The sequence below is a fragment of the Dorea phocaeensis genome (assembly GCF_900240315.1).
GTDB lineage: Bacteria > Bacillota > Clostridia > Lachnospirales > Lachnospiraceae > Dorea_B > Dorea_B phocaeensis.
Map to the genome: position 1 here is coordinate 203,370 of NZ_OEPZ01000001.1, position 18,397 is coordinate 221,766.

At 38.6% G+C, this 18,397-nt stretch carries 17 protein-coding genes and 1 other RNA gene; 16 read left to right on the forward strand and 2 right to left on the reverse strand.

Translation table 11 applies throughout. From position 1 onward, the window contains the following. The first annotated feature begins 9 nt into the window (after nt 1–9). Nucleotides 10–434: RNase P RNA component class A (gene rnpB / locus C0979_RS00890), an RNA gene on the forward strand. Between the two features lie 84 nt (nt 435–518). On the opposite strand, the gene C0979_RS00895 is transcribed toward rnpB, so the two are convergent. Then, a complete protein-coding gene (locus tag C0979_RS00895; protein WP_101694194.1) occupies nt 519–953 on the reverse strand; it encodes an aspartate carbamoyltransferase regulatory subunit in 435 nt (144 codons plus the stop codon). Nucleotides 954–967: 14 nt separating this feature from the next. Next, nucleotides 968–1,885: an aspartate carbamoyltransferase gene (pyrB, locus tag C0979_RS00900; RefSeq protein ID WP_101694195.1), complete on the reverse strand. Its 918-nt coding sequence runs from the start codon at nt 1,883–1,885 to the stop codon at nt 968–970. Between the two features lie 242 nt (nt 1,886–2,127). Between pyrB and pheA the strand changes: the two genes are divergently transcribed. The 15 genes from pheA (at nt 2,128) to C0979_RS00975 (ending at nt 18,307) form a co-directional block, all read left to right on the forward strand. After that, entirely contained in the window at nt 2,128–3,258 is a 1,131-nt protein-coding gene (gene pheA, locus C0979_RS00905; protein ID WP_101694196.1) for a prephenate dehydratase, read from the forward strand. A gap of 12 nt (nt 3,259–3,270) precedes the next feature. Continuing rightward, nucleotides 3,271–4,572, forward strand: coding sequence for an ATP-binding protein (locus tag C0979_RS00910; RefSeq protein WP_101694197.1), 1,302 nt, complete (start codon nt 3,271–3,273; stop codon nt 4,570–4,572). Next, complete coding sequence (locus C0979_RS00915; protein ID WP_101694198.1) at nt 4,569–5,894, forward strand: MATE family efflux transporter; 1,326 nt, start codon at nt 4,569–4,571, stop codon at nt 5,892–5,894. Before C0979_RS00910 ends, C0979_RS00915 begins: the two co-directional genes overlap by 4 nt. A 104-nt stretch (nt 5,895–5,998) precedes the next feature. Beyond that, complete coding sequence (locus C0979_RS00920) at nt 5,999–6,214, forward strand: hypothetical protein (RefSeq protein ID WP_101694199.1); 216 nt, start codon at nt 5,999–6,001, stop codon at nt 6,212–6,214. A 107-nt stretch (nt 6,215–6,321) separates the two neighbouring features. After that, entirely contained in the window at nt 6,322–8,199 is a 1,878-nt protein-coding gene (locus C0979_RS00925; RefSeq protein WP_101694200.1) for a polysaccharide biosynthesis protein, read from the forward strand. Between the two features lies 1 nt (nt 8,200). After that, on the forward strand, nt 8,201–9,454 hold the full coding sequence (locus C0979_RS00930) for a DegT/DnrJ/EryC1/StrS family aminotransferase (protein WP_101694201.1): 1,254 nt from the start codon (nt 8,201–8,203) through the stop codon (nt 9,452–9,454). An 11-nt stretch (nt 9,455–9,465) separates the two neighbouring features. Continuing rightward, a complete protein-coding gene (locus tag C0979_RS00935) occupies nt 9,466–10,218 on the forward strand; it encodes a sugar transferase (protein WP_101694202.1) in 753 nt (250 codons plus the stop codon). A 278-nt stretch (nt 10,219–10,496) separates the two neighbouring features. After that, nucleotides 10,497–11,414, forward strand: a complete 918-nt coding sequence (locus C0979_RS00940; protein ID WP_101694203.1) for a glycosyltransferase — start codon at nt 10,497–10,499, stop codon at nt 11,412–11,414. Then, nucleotides 11,404–11,832: an FAD synthase family protein gene (locus C0979_RS00945; protein WP_101694204.1), complete on the forward strand. Its 429-nt coding sequence runs from the start codon at nt 11,404–11,406 to the stop codon at nt 11,830–11,832. Before C0979_RS00940 ends, C0979_RS00945 begins: the two co-directional genes overlap by 11 nt. Then, nucleotides 11,829–13,013, forward strand: a complete 1,185-nt coding sequence (locus tag C0979_RS00950) for a Coenzyme F420 hydrogenase/dehydrogenase, beta subunit C-terminal domain (protein WP_101694205.1) — start codon at nt 11,829–11,831, stop codon at nt 13,011–13,013. Before C0979_RS00945 ends, C0979_RS00950 begins: the two co-directional genes overlap by 4 nt. Nucleotides 13,014–13,016: 3 nt before the next feature. Next, nucleotides 13,017–13,898, forward strand: coding sequence for a LicD family protein (locus C0979_RS00955; protein WP_101694206.1), 882 nt, complete (start codon nt 13,017–13,019; stop codon nt 13,896–13,898). Between the two features lie 128 nt (nt 13,899–14,026). Further along, the gene (locus tag C0979_RS00960; protein ID WP_101694207.1) at nt 14,027–14,797 is read left to right on the forward strand and encodes a glycosyltransferase family A protein; all 771 of its coding nucleotides are present in this window, start codon (nt 14,027–14,029) and stop codon (nt 14,795–14,797) included. A gap of 73 nt (nt 14,798–14,870) precedes the next feature. Further along, nucleotides 14,871–16,100 carry an O-antigen ligase family protein gene (locus tag C0979_RS00965; RefSeq protein WP_101694208.1) on the forward strand — a complete coding sequence of 410 codons (1,230 nt, stop codon included), beginning with the start codon at nt 14,871–14,873 and terminating at the stop codon, nt 16,098–16,100. 7 nt (nt 16,101–16,107) lie between these two features. Beyond that, nucleotides 16,108–17,055 carry an acyltransferase family protein gene (locus tag C0979_RS00970; RefSeq protein WP_159459841.1) on the forward strand — a complete coding sequence of 316 codons (948 nt, stop codon included), beginning with the start codon at nt 16,108–16,110 and terminating at the stop codon, nt 17,053–17,055. Then, the gene (locus C0979_RS00975) at nt 17,024–18,307 is read left to right on the forward strand and encodes a glycosyltransferase family protein (RefSeq protein WP_101694210.1); all 1,284 of its coding nucleotides are present in this window, start codon (nt 17,024–17,026) and stop codon (nt 18,305–18,307) included. The genes C0979_RS00970 and C0979_RS00975 overlap by 32 nt, the downstream gene beginning before the upstream one ends. Nucleotides 18,308–18,397: the final 90 nt, after the last annotated feature.

The window sequence follows — 18,397 nt, forward strand, 5'->3', positions numbered from 1 at the left end:
TAACCAAAGCAAGTAAGACAGGTAATCGCAGCTGCGTATGCCGAAAGGCTGCAGGTGAGGAAAGTCCGGGCTTCACAGGGCAGGATGCCGGATAACGTCCGGTGGAGGCGACTCCAAGGCCAGTGCAACAGAGATATACCGCGTTTGCAATGAGCCATGCGCCATACCCATTTGGCGGCGTGTAAAGTTATTTACATACGATGCCAAATGGCGTGTGGCTCATTGCAAACGTAAGGGTGGAAAGGCAGTGTAAGAGACTACCGCCCTGTTGGTAACAACAGGGGCACATGTAAACCCCATCCGAAGCAAGACCGGAAAAAGACAATGTGGCGGCCCGTCACGTCTTAGGTAGGTTGCTGGAACCTGCCGGTAACGGCAGGTCTAGATAGATGATTACCCAACGACATAACCCGGCTTATCGTCTTGCTTGTTTTTTATTACCAAATGAATTTGATATGCAAAAAATCCCTGGCAGGATATATATCCCGCCAGGGATTTTTATAGTTGATGGTTCTATTTTAGCGATATTTTTCTTCGCAGTACTGACAGCGGTAGATCTCGTTCTCTGGATCAGTCAGTACGAATACATGATCTAATTCCTGTTCAATAGAGGTGATACATCTAGGGTTCTTGCAGCGGATCACATTGGTGATCTTCTTTGGAAGATGCAGACACTTCTTATCTACAATCTGAGAATCCTGAATGATATTGACTGTGATGTTGTGGTCAATAAATCCGAGAATATCAAGATCCATGAAGTCGATCGGACATTCAATCTTCATAATGTCTTTCTTTCCCATTTTGCTGCTCTTTGCATTCTTGATGATTGCCACACAGCAGTCCAGCTTGTCAAGATGCAGATATTTGTAGATATCCATACTTTTTCCGGCCTGGATGTGATCCAGCACGAATCCTTCTTCGATTCTTCCGACGTTCAATGTATTCTTTACCATTTGTCTTCCTCCCTCTATACTTCGATTTCCAGCAGTGTCAGAATCAGAGCCATACGGATGTAGACACCGTACTGCATCTGTTTGAAGTAAGCAGCTCTTGGATCGTCATCTACTTCCACGGAGATTTCATTCACTCGTGGGAGTGGATGAAGAACGTACATATCTTCCGGAGCGAGCGCCATTTTCTTGGCGTCCAGAATATAGAAGTCTTTCATACGTACATAGTCCTCTTCATTGAAGAAACGCTCCTTCTGTACACGTGTCATATAGAGGAGATCCAGATTCGGGAGCGCATCTTCCAGACGAACGACTTCCTCATAAGGAACGCCTTTTTGATCCAGCACATCCTCTCGGATATAGCTTGGAAGACGAAGCTCTTCCGGGGAAATGAGAACGAAGCGGATCCCTTCATATCTGACCAACGCATGGATCAGTGAGTGGACGGTACGCCCGAACTTTAAGTCTCCGCACAGACCGATGGTCATGTGATCCAAACGTCCCTTTAAAGAGCGAATGGTCAGAAGATCCGTCAAGGTCTGGGTAGGATGCTGATGTCCGCCATCTCCGGCATTAATTACAGGGATGGAAGAGTGACGGCACGCAACCATAGGAGCGCCCTCTTTTGGATGGCGCATCGCGCAGATATCGGCGTAACAGGAGATGGTGCGGATGGTGTCAGATACACTTTCTCCCTTGGAAGCAGAACTGGAGTCAGCAGAAGAAAATCCCATAATACTTCCGCCCAGATTCAGCATGGCCGCCTCGTGGCTTAATCTCGTTCTGGTACTTGGCTCGTAGAATAAAGTTGCAAGCTTCTTGCCGTCACAGGCATGGGCATACTTGTCCGGATGGGCCTCAATGTCTCCCGCAAGGTCCATCAGTCTGTCCAGCTCTTCTACAGAAAAATCCAGTGGACTCATCAAATGTCTCATAAAAAACCTCCTCTTTCGTTCACAATACGATTCGTTTACTTTACAGGAATTTTCGATCAGGTAAAAAATCCTCGTATCATCATATACCATATAGAAGAGATTTTCAATGTCTGGAAAGAATTTTTTCAAATATCAGACCGGCGAAAAATATCGAGGAGCGTAGATTTTATGCAGAAAATGTATTATAATACAATCTAGTATGCAAAAATGCAGTTGTAAGAAAAAGGAGATAGACAAAACAGATGAGTACACTAGAGGAATTGCGGGAACAGATGGACGAAGTTGATGATCAGATTGCGAAGTTATATCGGGAACGGATGCACCTATGCGACGAGATCGGCGCCTATAAAGTAAGAAGCGGTGTCAAGGTATTAGATCGCCAGCGGGAACGGGAAAAACTGCAGCATGTGACAGGACAGATGGAAGATGAATTCTGTAAAAAGGGAGTCAGAGAACTCTTTGAGCAGTTAATGAGTATGGGAAGAAAATTGCAGTATCAGCGCCTGGTGGAGGCTGGAGCGCTGGGAAGACTGCCCTTTATCGGAGTAGACAGCCTGGATGCAGAAGGCGCAAGAGTGGTATTTCCGGGAACGGAAGGCGCTTACAGTCAGGCGGCGACGGAACACTACTTTGGAAAAAACTGCAACAGCTTCTACGTGAAGACCTTCCGCGAAGCGATGGAGGCGATTGAAGAGGGATCGGCAGATTTTGCAGTGCTGCCCATTGAGAACTCCACGGCAGGAGCGGTGGATGAGATGTATGACCTTCTGGTTGAATTTGAAAACTATATTGTGGGGGAGACAGTGATACCGATTCAGAATACCCTGTCTGCGCTTCCGGGAACGAAGTTCGATGAGATTGAACGGGTATATTCCAAGGGAGTGGCGCTTATGCAGGCGTCCAAATTCTTAGAGGAGCATGGAGACTGGCAGCAGATCAGTGTGGCTAATACGGCGATTGCGGCCAAGAAGGTAAGAGATGAACAGGACAAAAGCCAAGCGGCAGTGTGCAGCGCTTATGCGGCAGAAGTACACGGTCTGGAAGTGCTGGCAGACAACATCAATGACGAAAGCGGCAATTGTACCCGGTTCATCGTGGTGACCAACCAGAAGATTTTCTTAAAAGATGCATCCAAGATCAGCCTGTGTGTGGAACATTCTCACGAAAGCGGATCTTTGTACCATATGCTGTCTCATTTTATTTATAATGATCTGAATATGACGAAGATCGAGTCCCGCCCCATTGAAGGAAGGAACTGGGAATATCGTTTCTTCATTGATATTGAGGGAAATCTTGCAGATGCGGCAGTGAAAAATGCGATACGCGGACTTCGGGAAGAAGCGAGAAGCTTACGCATTCTTGGAAATTATTAGGAGGTTCCGGCGATGAAGATGAATGAATGTATATTATATCGGTTAAGAGAAGAAGATCAGATTCTGAAAGACATGGATTTCCTGATCGAGAATTATGAGAATTCCTATTATAATAGAGAAGATATGAAAGGGCTTTTCTATACCTGTGTGGGAAAGCTTTTGGATCTTTCGGTCAGTCACGGTTTTACCGGGAATCTCTGGCAGGACTATCTTACTTATTATCTGGTCAGCCATGAGAATGGTTATAGTACGTCCTGTGAGATTGTGGGAGAAGTGGAAGGCAGTATCAATGAGGCTGCACTGCATGATTTTTGTATTTTAAAAAGCCTTTATGACTATGATTTCACAGAGATGGAGACGGCTCTTGGAGTGGAGGGGCTGTCTATGATTCGCGCATATACCGCGCCGGATGGCCATGGAAAGGTCTTCAACCGAAGAATCCGGGATCGGATCGATGAGCTTGCAGTCAGCCTTTCCAAAGCAGATACGGCAGAAGTGTTCAAAGATCGGATGACACAGTTCTATCGTGAATTTGGCGTTGGAAAGCTAGGGCTTCACAAAGCGTTTCGAGTGGCGCATACAGAAGGCGGTGTACAGATCTTACCGATTACCAAGATTGCCCACGTACACCTTGACGATCTGGTGGGATATGAGACGGCGAAGAAGAAGCTGATCGATAACACGGAGGCCTTTGTAGCAGGAAGAAAAGCCAATAACTGTCTGCTCTTTGGAGATGCGGGAACGGGAAAATCTTCGTCTATTAAGGCGATTCTGAATCAATATTATGACCGGGGACTTCGAATGATCGAGGTTTATAAGCATCAGTTCCAGGATTTAAACGAGGTGATTTCACAGATCAAAAACAGGAATTATAAATTCATTATTTATATGGATGATCTGTCATTCGAGGAATTTGAGATTGAATATAAATATTTAAAAGCAGTGATTGAAGGCGGATTGGAGAAAAAGCCGGACAATGTGCTGATCTATGCGACTTCCAACAGGCGCCATCTGATCCGGGAGACCTTCCGGGACAAAGAGGACCGGGATGAGGAACTGCACACCAATGATACGGTACAGGAGAAGCTTTCACTGGTGGCGCGGTTTGGAGTGACCATCTACTTTGGAAAACCGGAAAAGAAAGAATTCCAGGAGATTGTGCGTCGGCTTGCGAAGCGTGCAGGATTAGAGATGCCTGAGGAAGAACTTTTGCTGGAAGCAAATAAATGGGAATTGAGTCACGGAGGATTATCCGGGCGTACGGCGCAGCAGTTTATCGACTATCTGTCCGGAACCGGGGAGAAACTGGCATGAAGAAGGATCTGACAGGCGGCAGCGTACAGAAAACGATGCTTTTGTTCGCGGCGCCCATGATTCTAGGGAATCTTTTGCAGCAGTGCTATAACATCACAGATACCTTTATTGTAGGACGGTTCCTGGGAGCAGAGGCGTTAGCGGCAGTGGGATCAGCTTATACGTTGATGACGTTCTTGACCTCTATTCTGATTGGGCTTTGCATGGGAAGCGGATCTGTCTATTCCTTCTACTTCGGAAAAAGGGACGAAGAGAAAATGAAAGAATCCATGCTGACGGCATTCTTCTTGATTGGAGGCGTGACGGTTCTAATGAATCTCGTTGTGTTTGCAGGGATTGATTTTATTCTGAAAGTTCTGCGGGTGCCGGAAGACTTGTATCTTCTGATGCGAGAGTATGTGTGGGTAATCTTCCTGGGAATCTTTTTTGTATTCCTCTACAATTATTTTTCATTTTTGCTTCGTGCGGTAGGCAATTCCGTGACGCCGCTTTGGTTCCTTGGGATCTCGGCGGCGGTGAATATCGTACTGGATCTGGTATTTGTGGTAGGATTTGACTGGGGTGTCGGCGGAGCGGCAGCAGCGACCGTGATCTCTCAGGTTATTTCCGGTGGCGGTATCGGAATCTATACCTGGAGGAAGGAACCAAGCCTTCGGCCAAGTCTTTCGATGTTTCGAAAGATGCGGGAAAATGTGGCGGAGATTACCCGGTTTTCTCTGGCTGCCAGCATCCAGCAGTCGGTGATGAACTTTGGAATCCTGATGATTCAGGGTCTGGTTAACAGCTTTGGAACAGCGGTTATGGCAGCATTTGCGGCAGCAGTGAAGATTGATTCCTTCGCATATATGCCTGCACAGGAATTTGGAAATGCGTTCTCGATCTTCACTTCTCAGAATTACGGGGCTGGGAAGGAAGAGCGCGTTCGAGAGGGGACCCGGGCGTCGGTGAGGACGACCCTTTTGTTCTGTGCATTCATTTCCGTACTGGTATTTTTGCTGGCACCCTATCTGATGATGATTTTTGTGGATCCGGCGAAGGCGCAGATTATTGAGATCGGTGTCCAGTATCTGCGTATTGAGGGAGCATGCTACTGTGGAATCGGACTGCTCTTTCTGTTGTATGGATATTACCGCGGTGTGGGAAGACCGGAGATGTCGGTAGTGTTAACCGTCATTTCTCTGGGAACAAGGGTACTCCTTGCTTACATATTAGCGCCGAAATACGGCGTGACGATGATTTGGTGGGCGATTCCAATCGGATGGGTACTTGCCGATGTGACAGGATTCTGGTATATGAAAAGGTGTAAGACGAAGAAGGCGTAGAAAAGGTGTGAAAAACCAAATAATACTTGAAATAAATGCTCCGGGAGGGTATAATATTTACGAAAATTGTAAAGTTATGTTGAATCACAATGAGGAGTGAAAGTATGAAGTGGTATTGGAAATGCATGTTCGGGGGTGCGTGCATACTGGGAGTATGGAGTGATTCTGTTAAGTGCACTTTCGCGCAGGTGGCGGTCGAAGGTGCGGTCGATAGTAGTACTTTTTCCGCAGTTGATCCAGTGAATGCAGTAATTGCCACAGGAGTTATGCTGGTGATTGGTATTTTTGCATATATGAAACGACATAAGAAAGACAGATAAGGGGAACTGACAATGCGGGCGATATGGGTATTGTCAGTTTTTTCGCGTGCAGAGATAGAAGGAAAATTTTGGAATTGATGGAATGAGATAAAAGGGAGAAATACGATATGGAAGATTTACTAAAACAGAAAAAGAAAGGATTACAGTGGATACATAAAGCGATGCTGTTGGCATTTGCGGATATTATGATAGTAGCGGGATCCTATTATCTGGCACTTTTGTTGCGGTTTGATTTCGTGTACTCCAGTATTCCTGTTGAATACATCCAGGGATATCTGTGGTCGATGCCGTATTGGATCGTATCTACGGTAGTAGTCTTCTATGTCTGCCGATTGTATCACAGTATCTGGAGACTTGCCAGTGTGGCGGAGCTTCGGATGATACTGACCGCGTATGTGGTACTGATTCCGGTGCAGGTGATTGGCGGAATCTTCATGCATCTTAGAATGCCAAGAAGCTATTACTTCATGGGATACGTCTTAAGCTTCTGCCTGACAACGGGAATTCGGTTCTCCTATCGGATTATTCGATTCTATGCCAGCAGAATAGCGGTGGCAGATGAGAAGGATGACCGGATTATGATCATCGGCGCAGGTTCGGCAGGACAGATCTTAATTAAGGAGTTAATCAATTCACAGAAGCTTCATACCAGGGTTTGCTGTGTCATTGATGATAATCCAAATAAAAAAGGCCGTATGCTGGAGGGTGTCCCGATTGTGGGAAATCGCTATGACATTCCGGAAATGGTGCGTAAGTATGAGGTGAATCACATTATCTATGCGATTCCGGCTACCACCGGAAAGAACATGAAGGCGATCTTAAATATCTGTAAGGATACAGGGTGCCGGATGCAGACGGTTCCGGGAGTCTATCAGTTAGTAAATGGAGAGGTAAGTGTCAGCAAGCTTCGAAACGTAGAGATCTCTGACCTCTTGGGACGAGCTCAGGTGAAGGTGAACTTAGAAGAGATCTTAGGATATGTGCAGGGAAAGGTTGTTATGGTTACCGGCGGAGGCGGTTCTATCGGAAGTGAGATCTGCCGTCAGCTGGCAGCTCACGGGGTGAAGCAGCTGATTATCTTCGATATCTATGAGAATAATGCTTATGAGATTCAGCAGGAATTAAAACGCAAATACCCGGAACTTGATCTGGTGACGCTCATTGGTTCTGTCAGAAACACACACAGAATCAACAGCATTATGGAAGAATACCGTCCGGAGGTGGTCTACCATGCGGCGGCGCATAAGCATGTGCCACTTATGGAAGACAGTCCGAATGAGGCGATTAAGAATAATGTGCTTGGTACTTATAAGACCGCTTCGGCAGCAGGAAAGTATCATGTAAAGAAGTTCGTGCTGATCTCTACCGATAAAGCGGTGAATCCGACGAATATTATGGGAGCGTCTAAGAGAATGTGCGAAATGATCGTGCAGACATTGGATCATTATTATCCGACGGAGTTCGTAGCTGTACGATTCGGCAACGTACTTGGAAGTAACGGAAGTGTGATTCCGCTCTTTAAGAAGCAGATTGCAGAAGGCGGTCCGGTAACGGTTACCCACCCTGACATTATTCGGTATTTTATGACGATACCGGAGGCGGTATCTCTGGTACTGCAGGCGGGCGCGTATGCAAAAGGCGGAGAGATCTTTATCTTAGATATGGGAGATCCGGTGAAGATTGCAGATCTTGCGAAGAACCTGATCCGTCTGTCCGGCTTAAGAGTGGGAGAAGATATTGAGATTAAATATACAGGACTTCGTCCGGGAGAGAAGTTGTATGAGGAACTTCTGATGGACGAAGAAGGAATGCAGGATACGGATAATCAGCTGATCCATATCGGAAAACCGATTGAGATGGATGAGCAGAAGTTTATGCAGCAGTTGGCAAGGCTTAAGGAAGCGGCTAATGCGGATAGTGATAGGGTGCGGCAGATGGTGAAGGAGATTGTGCCGACGTATCAAATGAAGGAAGGAAAAGAATAAGATGGATATAAAACCATTTGAATCGAAAGTATGGTTGAGTTCACCGACCATGCACGGAGAAGAATTGGAGTATGTAAAAGAAGCGTATGAAACAAATTGGATGTCAACAGTTGGAGCGAATATCGATGAGTCTGAACGGATCGTTTGCGAAAAAGTAGGGTGTAACTATGCAGTAGCACTTACTTGTGGGACTGCAGCGTTACATATGGCTGTAAAATTAGCAGGCGTAAAACAAGGAGATAGAGTTTTTTGCTCCGATATGACTTTTGATGCAACGGTAAATCCGATAGTGTATGAAGGTGGTATTCCGGTATTTATTGATACAGAATACGATACGTGGAATATGGACCCAGTTGCACTGGAGAAAGCGTTTGAGTTGTATCCGGAAGTGAAAGTAGTAGTCGTGGTACATCTCTATGGGGTTCCGGCAAAAATGGATAAGATTCGAGAAATCTGTAAAAGACATAATGCGGTGATTATTGAAGATGCAGCAGAGTCTTTTGGAGCGACTTATAAAGGTGTACAGACAGGAACTTTAGGTTCTTATAATTGTATTAGTTTTAATGGAAACAAGATTATTACAGGATCAGCGGGTGGAATGCTTCTTACAGATGATAAAGAGGCTGCTGAAAAGGTGAGAAAATGGTCAACACAGTCCAGAGAAAACGCGCCGTGGTATCAGCACGAAGAGTTGGGATACAATTACAGAATGAGTAATGTGATTGCGGGAGTAGTTAGAGGGCAGTTACCATATCTTGAGGAGCATGTGGCACAGAAGAAAGCTATCTATATGAGATACAAAGAAGGGTTCAAGGATCTTCCGGTCAGCATGAACCCATATGATGAAGAGAACAGTGAGCCGAACTTCTGGTTGTCTTGCATGGTGATTCATCCAGAAGCAATGTGTAAACAGGTTCGTGGGGAACAGGAAGCACTCTATCTTAGCGAGCCAGGAAAAAGTTGTCCGACAGAAATATTAGAGACTTTAGCAAAATATAATGCAGAAGGACGTCCAGTATGGAAGCCGATGCACATGCAGCCGATTTACAGAATGAATCCGTTTGTAACAAGAGAAGGAGATGGAAGAGCGAAGACTAATGCATATATTGCAGGAGGAGCAGTTGGAAAAGATGGGAAACCGTTGGATGTGGGAATGGATCTTTTCCATAGAGGATTATGCCTGCCAAGTGACAATAAGATGACACCGGAGCAGCAGGATATGATTATTGAAATGGTTAGAGCTTGTTTTGAGTAATGGGAGAGAATATGAAAAAAAAACAGGGTGAAAATAGTGTACATATTAGAGTTGAGCGCAAATGTGGGTTTTATGAAAAATATGCGAAACGTTTAATAGATATTGTATGTTCTTTGGCGGCGATTCTTGTATTTGGTTGGCTATATATTATCGTAGCAATATTAGTTCGAATAAAGTTAGGTTCACCGATATTATTTAAACAGCCAAGACCAGGGAAAATTGATTCAAAAACAGGACAAGAAAAAATATTTTATATGTACAAATTTCGGTCTATGTCAGATGAAACAGATAGTGATGGGAATCTACTACCGGATGAAGCGCGTCTTGGGAAATTTGGAAAAACACTTAGAGCAACTTCGCTAGATGAATTGCCAGAAGCGTTCAATATCCTCAAGGGGGATATGAGCATCATAGGACCCAGGCCTCAACTTGTTAGAGATATGGTGTTTATGACAAATGAGCAGAGAATGCGCCATATAGTAAAACCTGGTCTTAGTGGACTTGCACAGGTAAATGGAAGAAATGATATTAGTTGGGAAGAAAAATTGAATTGGGATCTGAAGTATATAGAAAAAATAAGTTTCAGAGGTGATATAAAAATTATATTTAAAACGGTTTTCAAAGCACTTGTAAAACAAGAGGGGATTACAGATGGTGATATGGCAACAGCGTATGATTACGGAGATTGGTTGCTTAAAACAGGGAAAGTAACAAAAGAAGACTATGATGAGAAACAGAATGTAGCAAAACGATTACTGCGGTAATGGAAAATAAGGGATGAAAAGGCTATGTTATTACAAAATACTTGGTATCTATAATAATCATAAGATATTCTGAATAATTGGACTTCACGAAATGCCAGATTTATTTATGATGATAAGTGGTATAGAAATTTGGTATATGAAACAGCATTTTAGAATTGATTAGAGAAAAATATATTGACTGAAGTAGAGGTAAAATAAAAGCAAATTTTTTAATAGATAGTTAAAAAAAGAATGTTTAAAAGTTAAAAATCAAAGTAAAGGATAGGTAATGTGGAATAATGATAGAGTTTAGAGTGTTTCAATTAGAACAAAATATGGGACATGGAGTTGCGCGTAGAAAAGGCTTAGAAGAATGTAAAAACAGTCTTGTTGCATTGATGGACTCAGATGATATCAGTTTACCTAATCGATTTGAATGTCAGTTAGAAGCATTTTATAAACATCCGGAGTTAAGTATTGTTGGAGGACAAATATCAGAATTTATTGGAAGTCAAGATAATATTACTGGTATACGCATTGTTCCAGAAACAGATCATAATATCAAAAAATATATGAAAAAACGTTGTCCAATGAATCAGGTTAGCGTGATGTTTAAAAAAGAAGAAGTGCAAAAAGTTGGAGGGTATATAGATTGGTATTGTGAAGAAGACTATTACTTATGGACTCGTATGGCATTAGGAGGGTGCACATTTTTTAATGTACCTGAAGTGTTAGTGAATGTCAGAGTTGGAGATGAAATGAGTGCCAGGCGAGGAGGTATAAAATACTTCTTGAGTGAGGCGAAGATGCAAAAATATTTATATAAAAACAATATTACTGGTCCTTTTACATATTTGTATAATCTAGTTATTAGATTTTTAGGTGAGGTAGTTGTGCCAAGCAAATTACGAGTAAAGCTATTCAGACTATTTCGTAAAAAGGCGGATTCAATAGATCAATCACATCATATTAAAGAAAGAAAAACTATAATAAAAAGAAAGGACTATCTACCATTTTCGGTTTCAATATGTGTTTATGGTGGTGATAATGCAGCTTGGTTTGATGAAGCGATGGGCAGTATTGTTAATCAGACAATACAACCACAAGAAATTGTATTAGTGATAGATGGGCCTGTTCCAGATTCGATTCAAAATGTTATAACAAAATATGAAATGATGTGTAAATCGTTAGGAGGGAAAAGTGAAAATGGAAAGTAAAAAGTATAAAGTTGGATACACAACGGGGGTTTATGATATGTTCCATATAGGACACTTAAATATATTAAAACGTGCAAAAGAACAATGTGAATATTTAGTGGTTGGGGTATCAACGGATGAGGTTGTACAAAACTATAAACATAAAAAGCCGGTTATTCCTTTTGAAGAACGGATGGAAATTGTGAAAGCAATAAGATATGTAGATAAGGTAGTGGCGCAAACATCGATGGATAAAATGGAAGCATGGGAAAAAATACATTTTGATGCTTTGTTTCATGGTGATGATTGGAAAGATTCTAACATGTATATCGAACTTGAAAAAAAATTAAAAGAGCAAGGTGTACATATGGTGTTCTTACCACACACCGATGGTACATCATCAACATTATTAACGGAGAAACTATATAGTATAAAATGATTAAAATAATAGACGAAAAGCAGTGCTGTGGATGTGGGGCGTGTAAAGAAGTATGTCCTGTACAATGTATAACTATGAAGGAAGGGTCACTAGGACATTTATTTCCAGTAGTTAATGAAAATGAATGTATTAGTTGTAACAAATGCGAAAAAGTTTGTCCAATTATAAATCCAATAAAGAATACTGAAGTTAATCAAAGTGTTTATGCGTCTTATGCAAAGGATGATACAATAAGAAAAGGTGGTTCTTCTGGTGGTATGTTTGGTACATTCGCAAGTTTTTTATTAAAGAAGCAATATCTAGTCTACGGAGCCTCGTTTGATGAAAAATTTAATTTAAGTTGTACTGTGGCAAAAAGAGAATTAGAATTAAAGCCCTTGATGAAATCAAAATATTTGCAGAGTGATATGTCTGGAAAATATAAAGAAATAGAAGAAAACTTGAAAAATGGAAGAAAAATTCTTTTTGTATCAACGCCATGCCAGGTAGTCGCCTTGAAAAATTATCTTGGAAAAGAATATGAAAATTTGATTACAATTGATTTCTTTTGTCACGGTGTTCCTAGTCAAAAATTTTTTGATAAATGTTTAAGGTTTGACGAAAAATTACATAGGATTAAGATTTTCGATTATCAATTTAGAACAAAAATTAGAAATGGTTCTACGCCACATTATTTTACTATTAAGTATAAAAAAGGTAATAAAATAGCAGAAAAAAGCAAATTATACTTTGATTCATCTTTTTATGCAGCATTTCAAAAATATATTTGTTTGAGAGAATCTTGCTATGAATGTATTTTTTCTACAAGAGAAAGGGCGTCTGATATTACAATTGCAGATTTTCACGATATTAATAAGTATATTAAAGAGATTGATAGATTTGCTGGTTGTTCTACAGTGATAATTAATACACTAAAAGGGGAAAGATTGTGGAAAGGTTGTAACCATCAATTGGAAACGTGGGAGTTTAATCTACAAAATTTGATTGACGATGGGGTGGTTTTTGCGGGGGGGACTCAAAGACCAAAGAATCGAGATGAATTTATAGGTGACTATAACAATCTGAAGTTTGATGATTTTGCAAAAAAGTGGATGAATTCTAAAAAATATTGGAAACATAGAATTTATTACATGCTACCAAAGAGTGTAAGAAATAGTATTAAAAGATTTTTAGGGGTATAACTTATGAAATATATGAGAGAGTGTTTAGACACCCAATATGGATTTTTAGAATTACAGGATAAGATTTTAGAAATTGCCGTGGATGTAGATGGAATATGTAGGGAGAATAGTATTAACTATCGACTTATGGGAGGATCTGCATTAGGTGCTAAACGACATGGAGGATTCATTCCATGGGATGATGATTTAGACATTTTCATGACACCGGATGAATATGAAAAATTTCGAGAAGTTTTTAACGAAAAAGGGAATCATGAAAAGTATTATCTCCAGGAATGGGGAGCAATTGATGGAATGGTTACAATCTCAAAAATAAGAATGAATAACACAACATATATAGAAGAGGCTTTGAAAAACTGGGATATTCATCATGGAATTTATATTGATATTTTTATTTTACATACATGTCCTAATAGTAAAGTTCAGCAAATGTGGCAGTGCTTATGGGCAAAATATGTCATTATGAAAGGACTTGCTATTAGAGGGTACAACAGAAGAAAGGGGATTCTAGGACTTGTGTTAAAAGTTATGGCAAAAATGCCGGATAAGTTTTTAGTAAAGTATGGATTAGAACAAGTATATAAATATAGAAATAAAAAAACTGATTTTTATTGTAATTTTATGGGAAAAGCTGTCTTTAATAATGCGATATACAAAAAAGAATATTTTGAAACAACAGAATATGTTCCTTTTGAAAAGGTACAGTTGAAAGTACCAGTTAAACTACATGATTTCTTAACAGATCGGTTTGGCGATTATATGGTACCACCATCTCTAGATAGAATAAAATGGGAACAACATGCGGAAAGTTGGGATACAGATAAAGATTTTAGAGAAGTTTTATATCATTGTAAAACATTTAAAGATGAAATAAGGTTAATTTAAGTAATAAGCGAGAATAATCTGTTTTGATAAGATAAAAGTCTTTCAATGTAGTAAAGTCTATGTTAAGAAAGGTTACATTTAAAGTGTTTATGAATAAAACCGAAGATTTGATTAAGGAGAATTATAGAATGGTTGAAGTATTAATTGCGACAATGAATCAAGAAGATTATTCAATACTTGAAAGAATGAATATATCCTCTAATGCTTTAGTGGGAAATCAGTGTAATCGAAATGCGATAGAACATATTACTTTTCGGGGGCATGATGTTACATTTTATTCTTTTTCAGAGAGAGGGGTTGGTCTTAACAGAAATAATACGCTTATGAGATCCAAAGCGGATATTTGTATTTTTGCAGATGATGATATGGTGTTTTATGATAATTATGAGCAAATAATTAATAAAGTTTTTGAAGAGATTCCAGATGCGGATGTTTTATGTTTAAATATTGATGATGAACCCAGAATACGGTCTGTTAACAAAGCAGTATCTAGAGTGCGATGGTATAATTATGGTCGTTATGGGGCGGCAAGAATTGCTATACGAAGAAAACCAGTAATTGAAAATGGTATATTTTTCAATCTATCTTTTGGGGGTGGTGCGGAGTACTCACAAGGGGAGGATACTTTATTTTTGTTTGAATGTTTAAAAAAAGGGTTACATGTATATTCGGTACCAGTTACTGTCGCGAGACTGATTGAATGTAGGGAATCAACATGGTTTAAAGGTTATACAGATAAGTTTTTCTTTGATAAAGGAGTGTACTATGCGTGCTTACATTTTTCACTCTCATGGTTGTTAGGATTGCGTTTTTGCATAAAGTATCGTAAACGGTACAAAGATCAATTTTCATGGTTGCATGCATATCGAAAATTAATCGAGGGGATGAAAAGCGTATAAGGTATCATGCTTTTGGAAAATTTAGTAAGCACCCAATGAAGAATAGATGAAATTAAGAAAGTGATTTTAGATTATGAAAAAAAATATAGCACATTACATTATTTTTTATTGGCTATTTTTATTAATTTGGCAAAATGTTTTTACAAGTTCATTGAGGGGAAGCGCCGATACAATTATAAAGTTACTATTGTTAGTATATTTGAGTATCGGTTTTATTAATAATAGTGGGTTGAAGATTCGGAAATGTGGAATTATATTGGTATTTATATTTATTAGTACTATGATTTTTTCTTTAGTGCTAAATGATTTACTTTCTCCATATTTTGGCTTTGACATTATTTTGTATTATGCTTTCCCTTGTGTATATGTATTTTTCTGCTATTCCATGGGAAATACACTTAAGTTGGATTCGTATGAATTTAGAATAGTCAATAAAATAGTAATTTTAGTTGCTTTGATTGGGGTTTTATATACACTGATATTTGAAAAAGATCAGTTTATCTCAGCATTGAATGCGACAAATGGCTATGGTAATGAGTTACATGGATTTTTTTCTAGTATGTATGAGTTTGCATTATATTTATTTTATGCGATTACATGCTGTATCAGGGAAATTGATGATTGTTCTACAAATGGAAAACGCAAAAAATGGTATTATTACCCACTTATTGGAGTTTTCTTTTTTACAATGATATTAACATTCAGCAGAACGGCAATTATAAGTTGTGTTACTTATTTGTTTATCTATTCTTTAATGAATAAACAATCAAAAGTAAGAAAACTAGTTATTCTTGGAGCCATCGTAATTATTATCTTATATTTTACGGTTCCACGGATAGGAGAATATGTTTTTGAAACTATATGGAAAAGTGGTATTTCGAATTCGCGAGAAAGATTATATGCTTCTGCTGTGGATTATTATAGGAGTGGGACAATGGTTGAAAAGATTTTTGGTAAGGGGATTGGTGAAACAAGAAATTTCTTTAAAGAGGTAGATGGGTTTGCATCGATACATAATGGATATCTTCAAATTTTGATTTATTATGGTTGGATAGGAATAAGTTGGATTGTTGTGATGACGATAGCACAAATTAAAAAAATTATTAAATGTAGTTATTATGATAAAATGTTAGCGGTTGAATCATTTGCATTTTTGACAGTAGCTTTATTAACAATGATGCCAACAACAGTTATTATTTTTAATTCGTCAATAGATGCTTTCTTTTTAACTTCCTTTATGATTGTTTTACCTAGATACAGGATGAATAATGCCATTTATTTTTCAAGGTTTTCAAAGGAGTAATGTTATTATGCAAGATAAGAATTATTTATTGACTACTGTTCATACAAGATATTTAAAAGGGATAGCTATATTATTTGTATTAGTTAGCCACATAGGTAATTACTCTGGTAAAACATGGTTTACTCCACTTGGGGGAATCGGAGTTTCTATATTTTTGTTTTGTTCAGGGTTTGGCTTGATGAGTTCATACAAAAAAAAAGGCTTAAGTCGTTTTTGGATAAAAAAAATATATGCAGTTTATATACCATTTGTAATTATTGAGACAGTAGCAGCTTGTTTTTTGCGTGTTAATATACGAGATTATTTTTTAGATATTTTATTGTTAAAGACACTTAATCCATATGAATGGTATATGCAGTATATAGTGATATGTTATTTGATTTTTTTCTTTGTTTGTCGATTTTTTCATAATAAGACGGCGCGTTATAGTATATGGGGAACATTTTCGGTTGCATCTTTTGTAATTTGTGGGAATTTGCAGGGAGAACAATGCTTATCTTTTTTAGGTGGGATTTATGCTGCAGAACATATAAATACTTTGAAATCTTATAATAAGAAGAAAAAAATAGTAATAGGTTTTTCATTATTTGTTATTGCAATTTTGTTTCTTTTACTTAAGCAGACAGAATTTTTGCGTCAACAATCACACTATATAGTGACATTGTTAAATTTACTTATAAAAAGTAGCGCTATGTTAGGAACAGTTTTTGTTACGGATTCTTTTAGAAGAATTAAAATGTTCAGATTTTTAGGAGGTATTTCTTATTTTTTATATTTGATTCATGCACATTTAATGTGGATTATAGCACAAAATCTTACCGAGAATTATCTAATAAATATAGCTGTATTTACAGCAGTGAGTGTGATATTGTCATGGATGTTTGATCGACTTATGAAGAAAATAAAAGAAAAGGGGAAAAATGATGACACCCAAGGTATTAGTTTTAAGCAATGAGTGCTTTTCGAATGTTACATCAAATGGACGAACACTTGGTAATTTTTTTAAGGCTTGGCCAAAGGAAAAGTTAGCACAGTTTTTTTTGTCAGGACTTCCGGAAAGTGAGTTTTGTAATAATTATTTTCAAGTATCGGATAGAAATGCGTTAAATGCAGTTATGAAAAAAGGTGCATATGGAGGCCGTGTTTCTATAGAAGAATTAGAAAATAGAAAAACAAATGTAGATGGCGACAATATATCGAAATCTAAAATTAACAGAAATGCTATAACGATGTTGGCACGTGAGATAATTTGGGAATTGGGATGCTGGAAAAAATCAGGGTATTGGCGTTGGGTTTCAAATTACAAACCAGATATTGTGCTTTTACAAGCGGGAGATTGCGCTTTTATGTTTAAGTTAGCATTAGAGACGGCAAGGAGATGTCAAGCCCAATTAGTCATATATAATACAGAAGGTTACTATTTTAAAAAGTTCGATTATTTTAGAGGTATTGGAGTAGCACATTATGTGTATCCTATTTTTCACTATATTTTAAAAAGAGCAATAAGGAAGGCGTATAGATATTCTGATTTTGCTATTTTTAATTGTGAGGCATTAGAAAAGGATTTTTGTGATGAATTTTCCATAACATCAAATGTAATTTATACGGCAACTGATATTCAAGGGTTTGAAACAAAGCAATCTAATAAAAATTCATTTATTGTGTCTTATGCTGGAAATTTAGGTGTAGGTAGGTCAACTAGTTTAGTTGATATTGCGAATATAATTCATAAAATAAATCCTAACTATTATCTTGATGTTTATGGAACTATACCAAACGAGAGGGTTGAAAAAGAATTTAATGAATGCCCAGGATTAAGATTTCAAGGTAGAGTGAGCTATGAAGGTGTAAAAAATATAATGCAAGGTAGTGATTTGCTGATTCATACCGAAGGATTTGAACCATACTACTTGGAAGATTTAAAATATGCTTTTTCTACGAAGATTGCGGATTGTTTAGCGTCAAATAGGTGTTTTTTAATGTATGCACCTAAGGAATTTGCAGAGACAAAATATTTGTTACAAAATGAGGTGGCATTTGTTGCAACGTCAAAAGATGAACTTGAAAATATTTTACAAGAGGTAATATTAAAAGCAGAAATAAGAATGAAGTATTGTAAAAATGCAAAAAAAATCGCGGAGTTAAACCACAATCAAAAAAATTCAGTTGTAAAATTTCAACAGATTTTGTGCAAATTGATTTCATAATTGCGTTCCGATGGTAGAAAATTTTGAAGGTTCCTAGATTTGTACGTGATTATAAGGAACTATTTAAGGAGTACTTCAGCTGTAAATGTT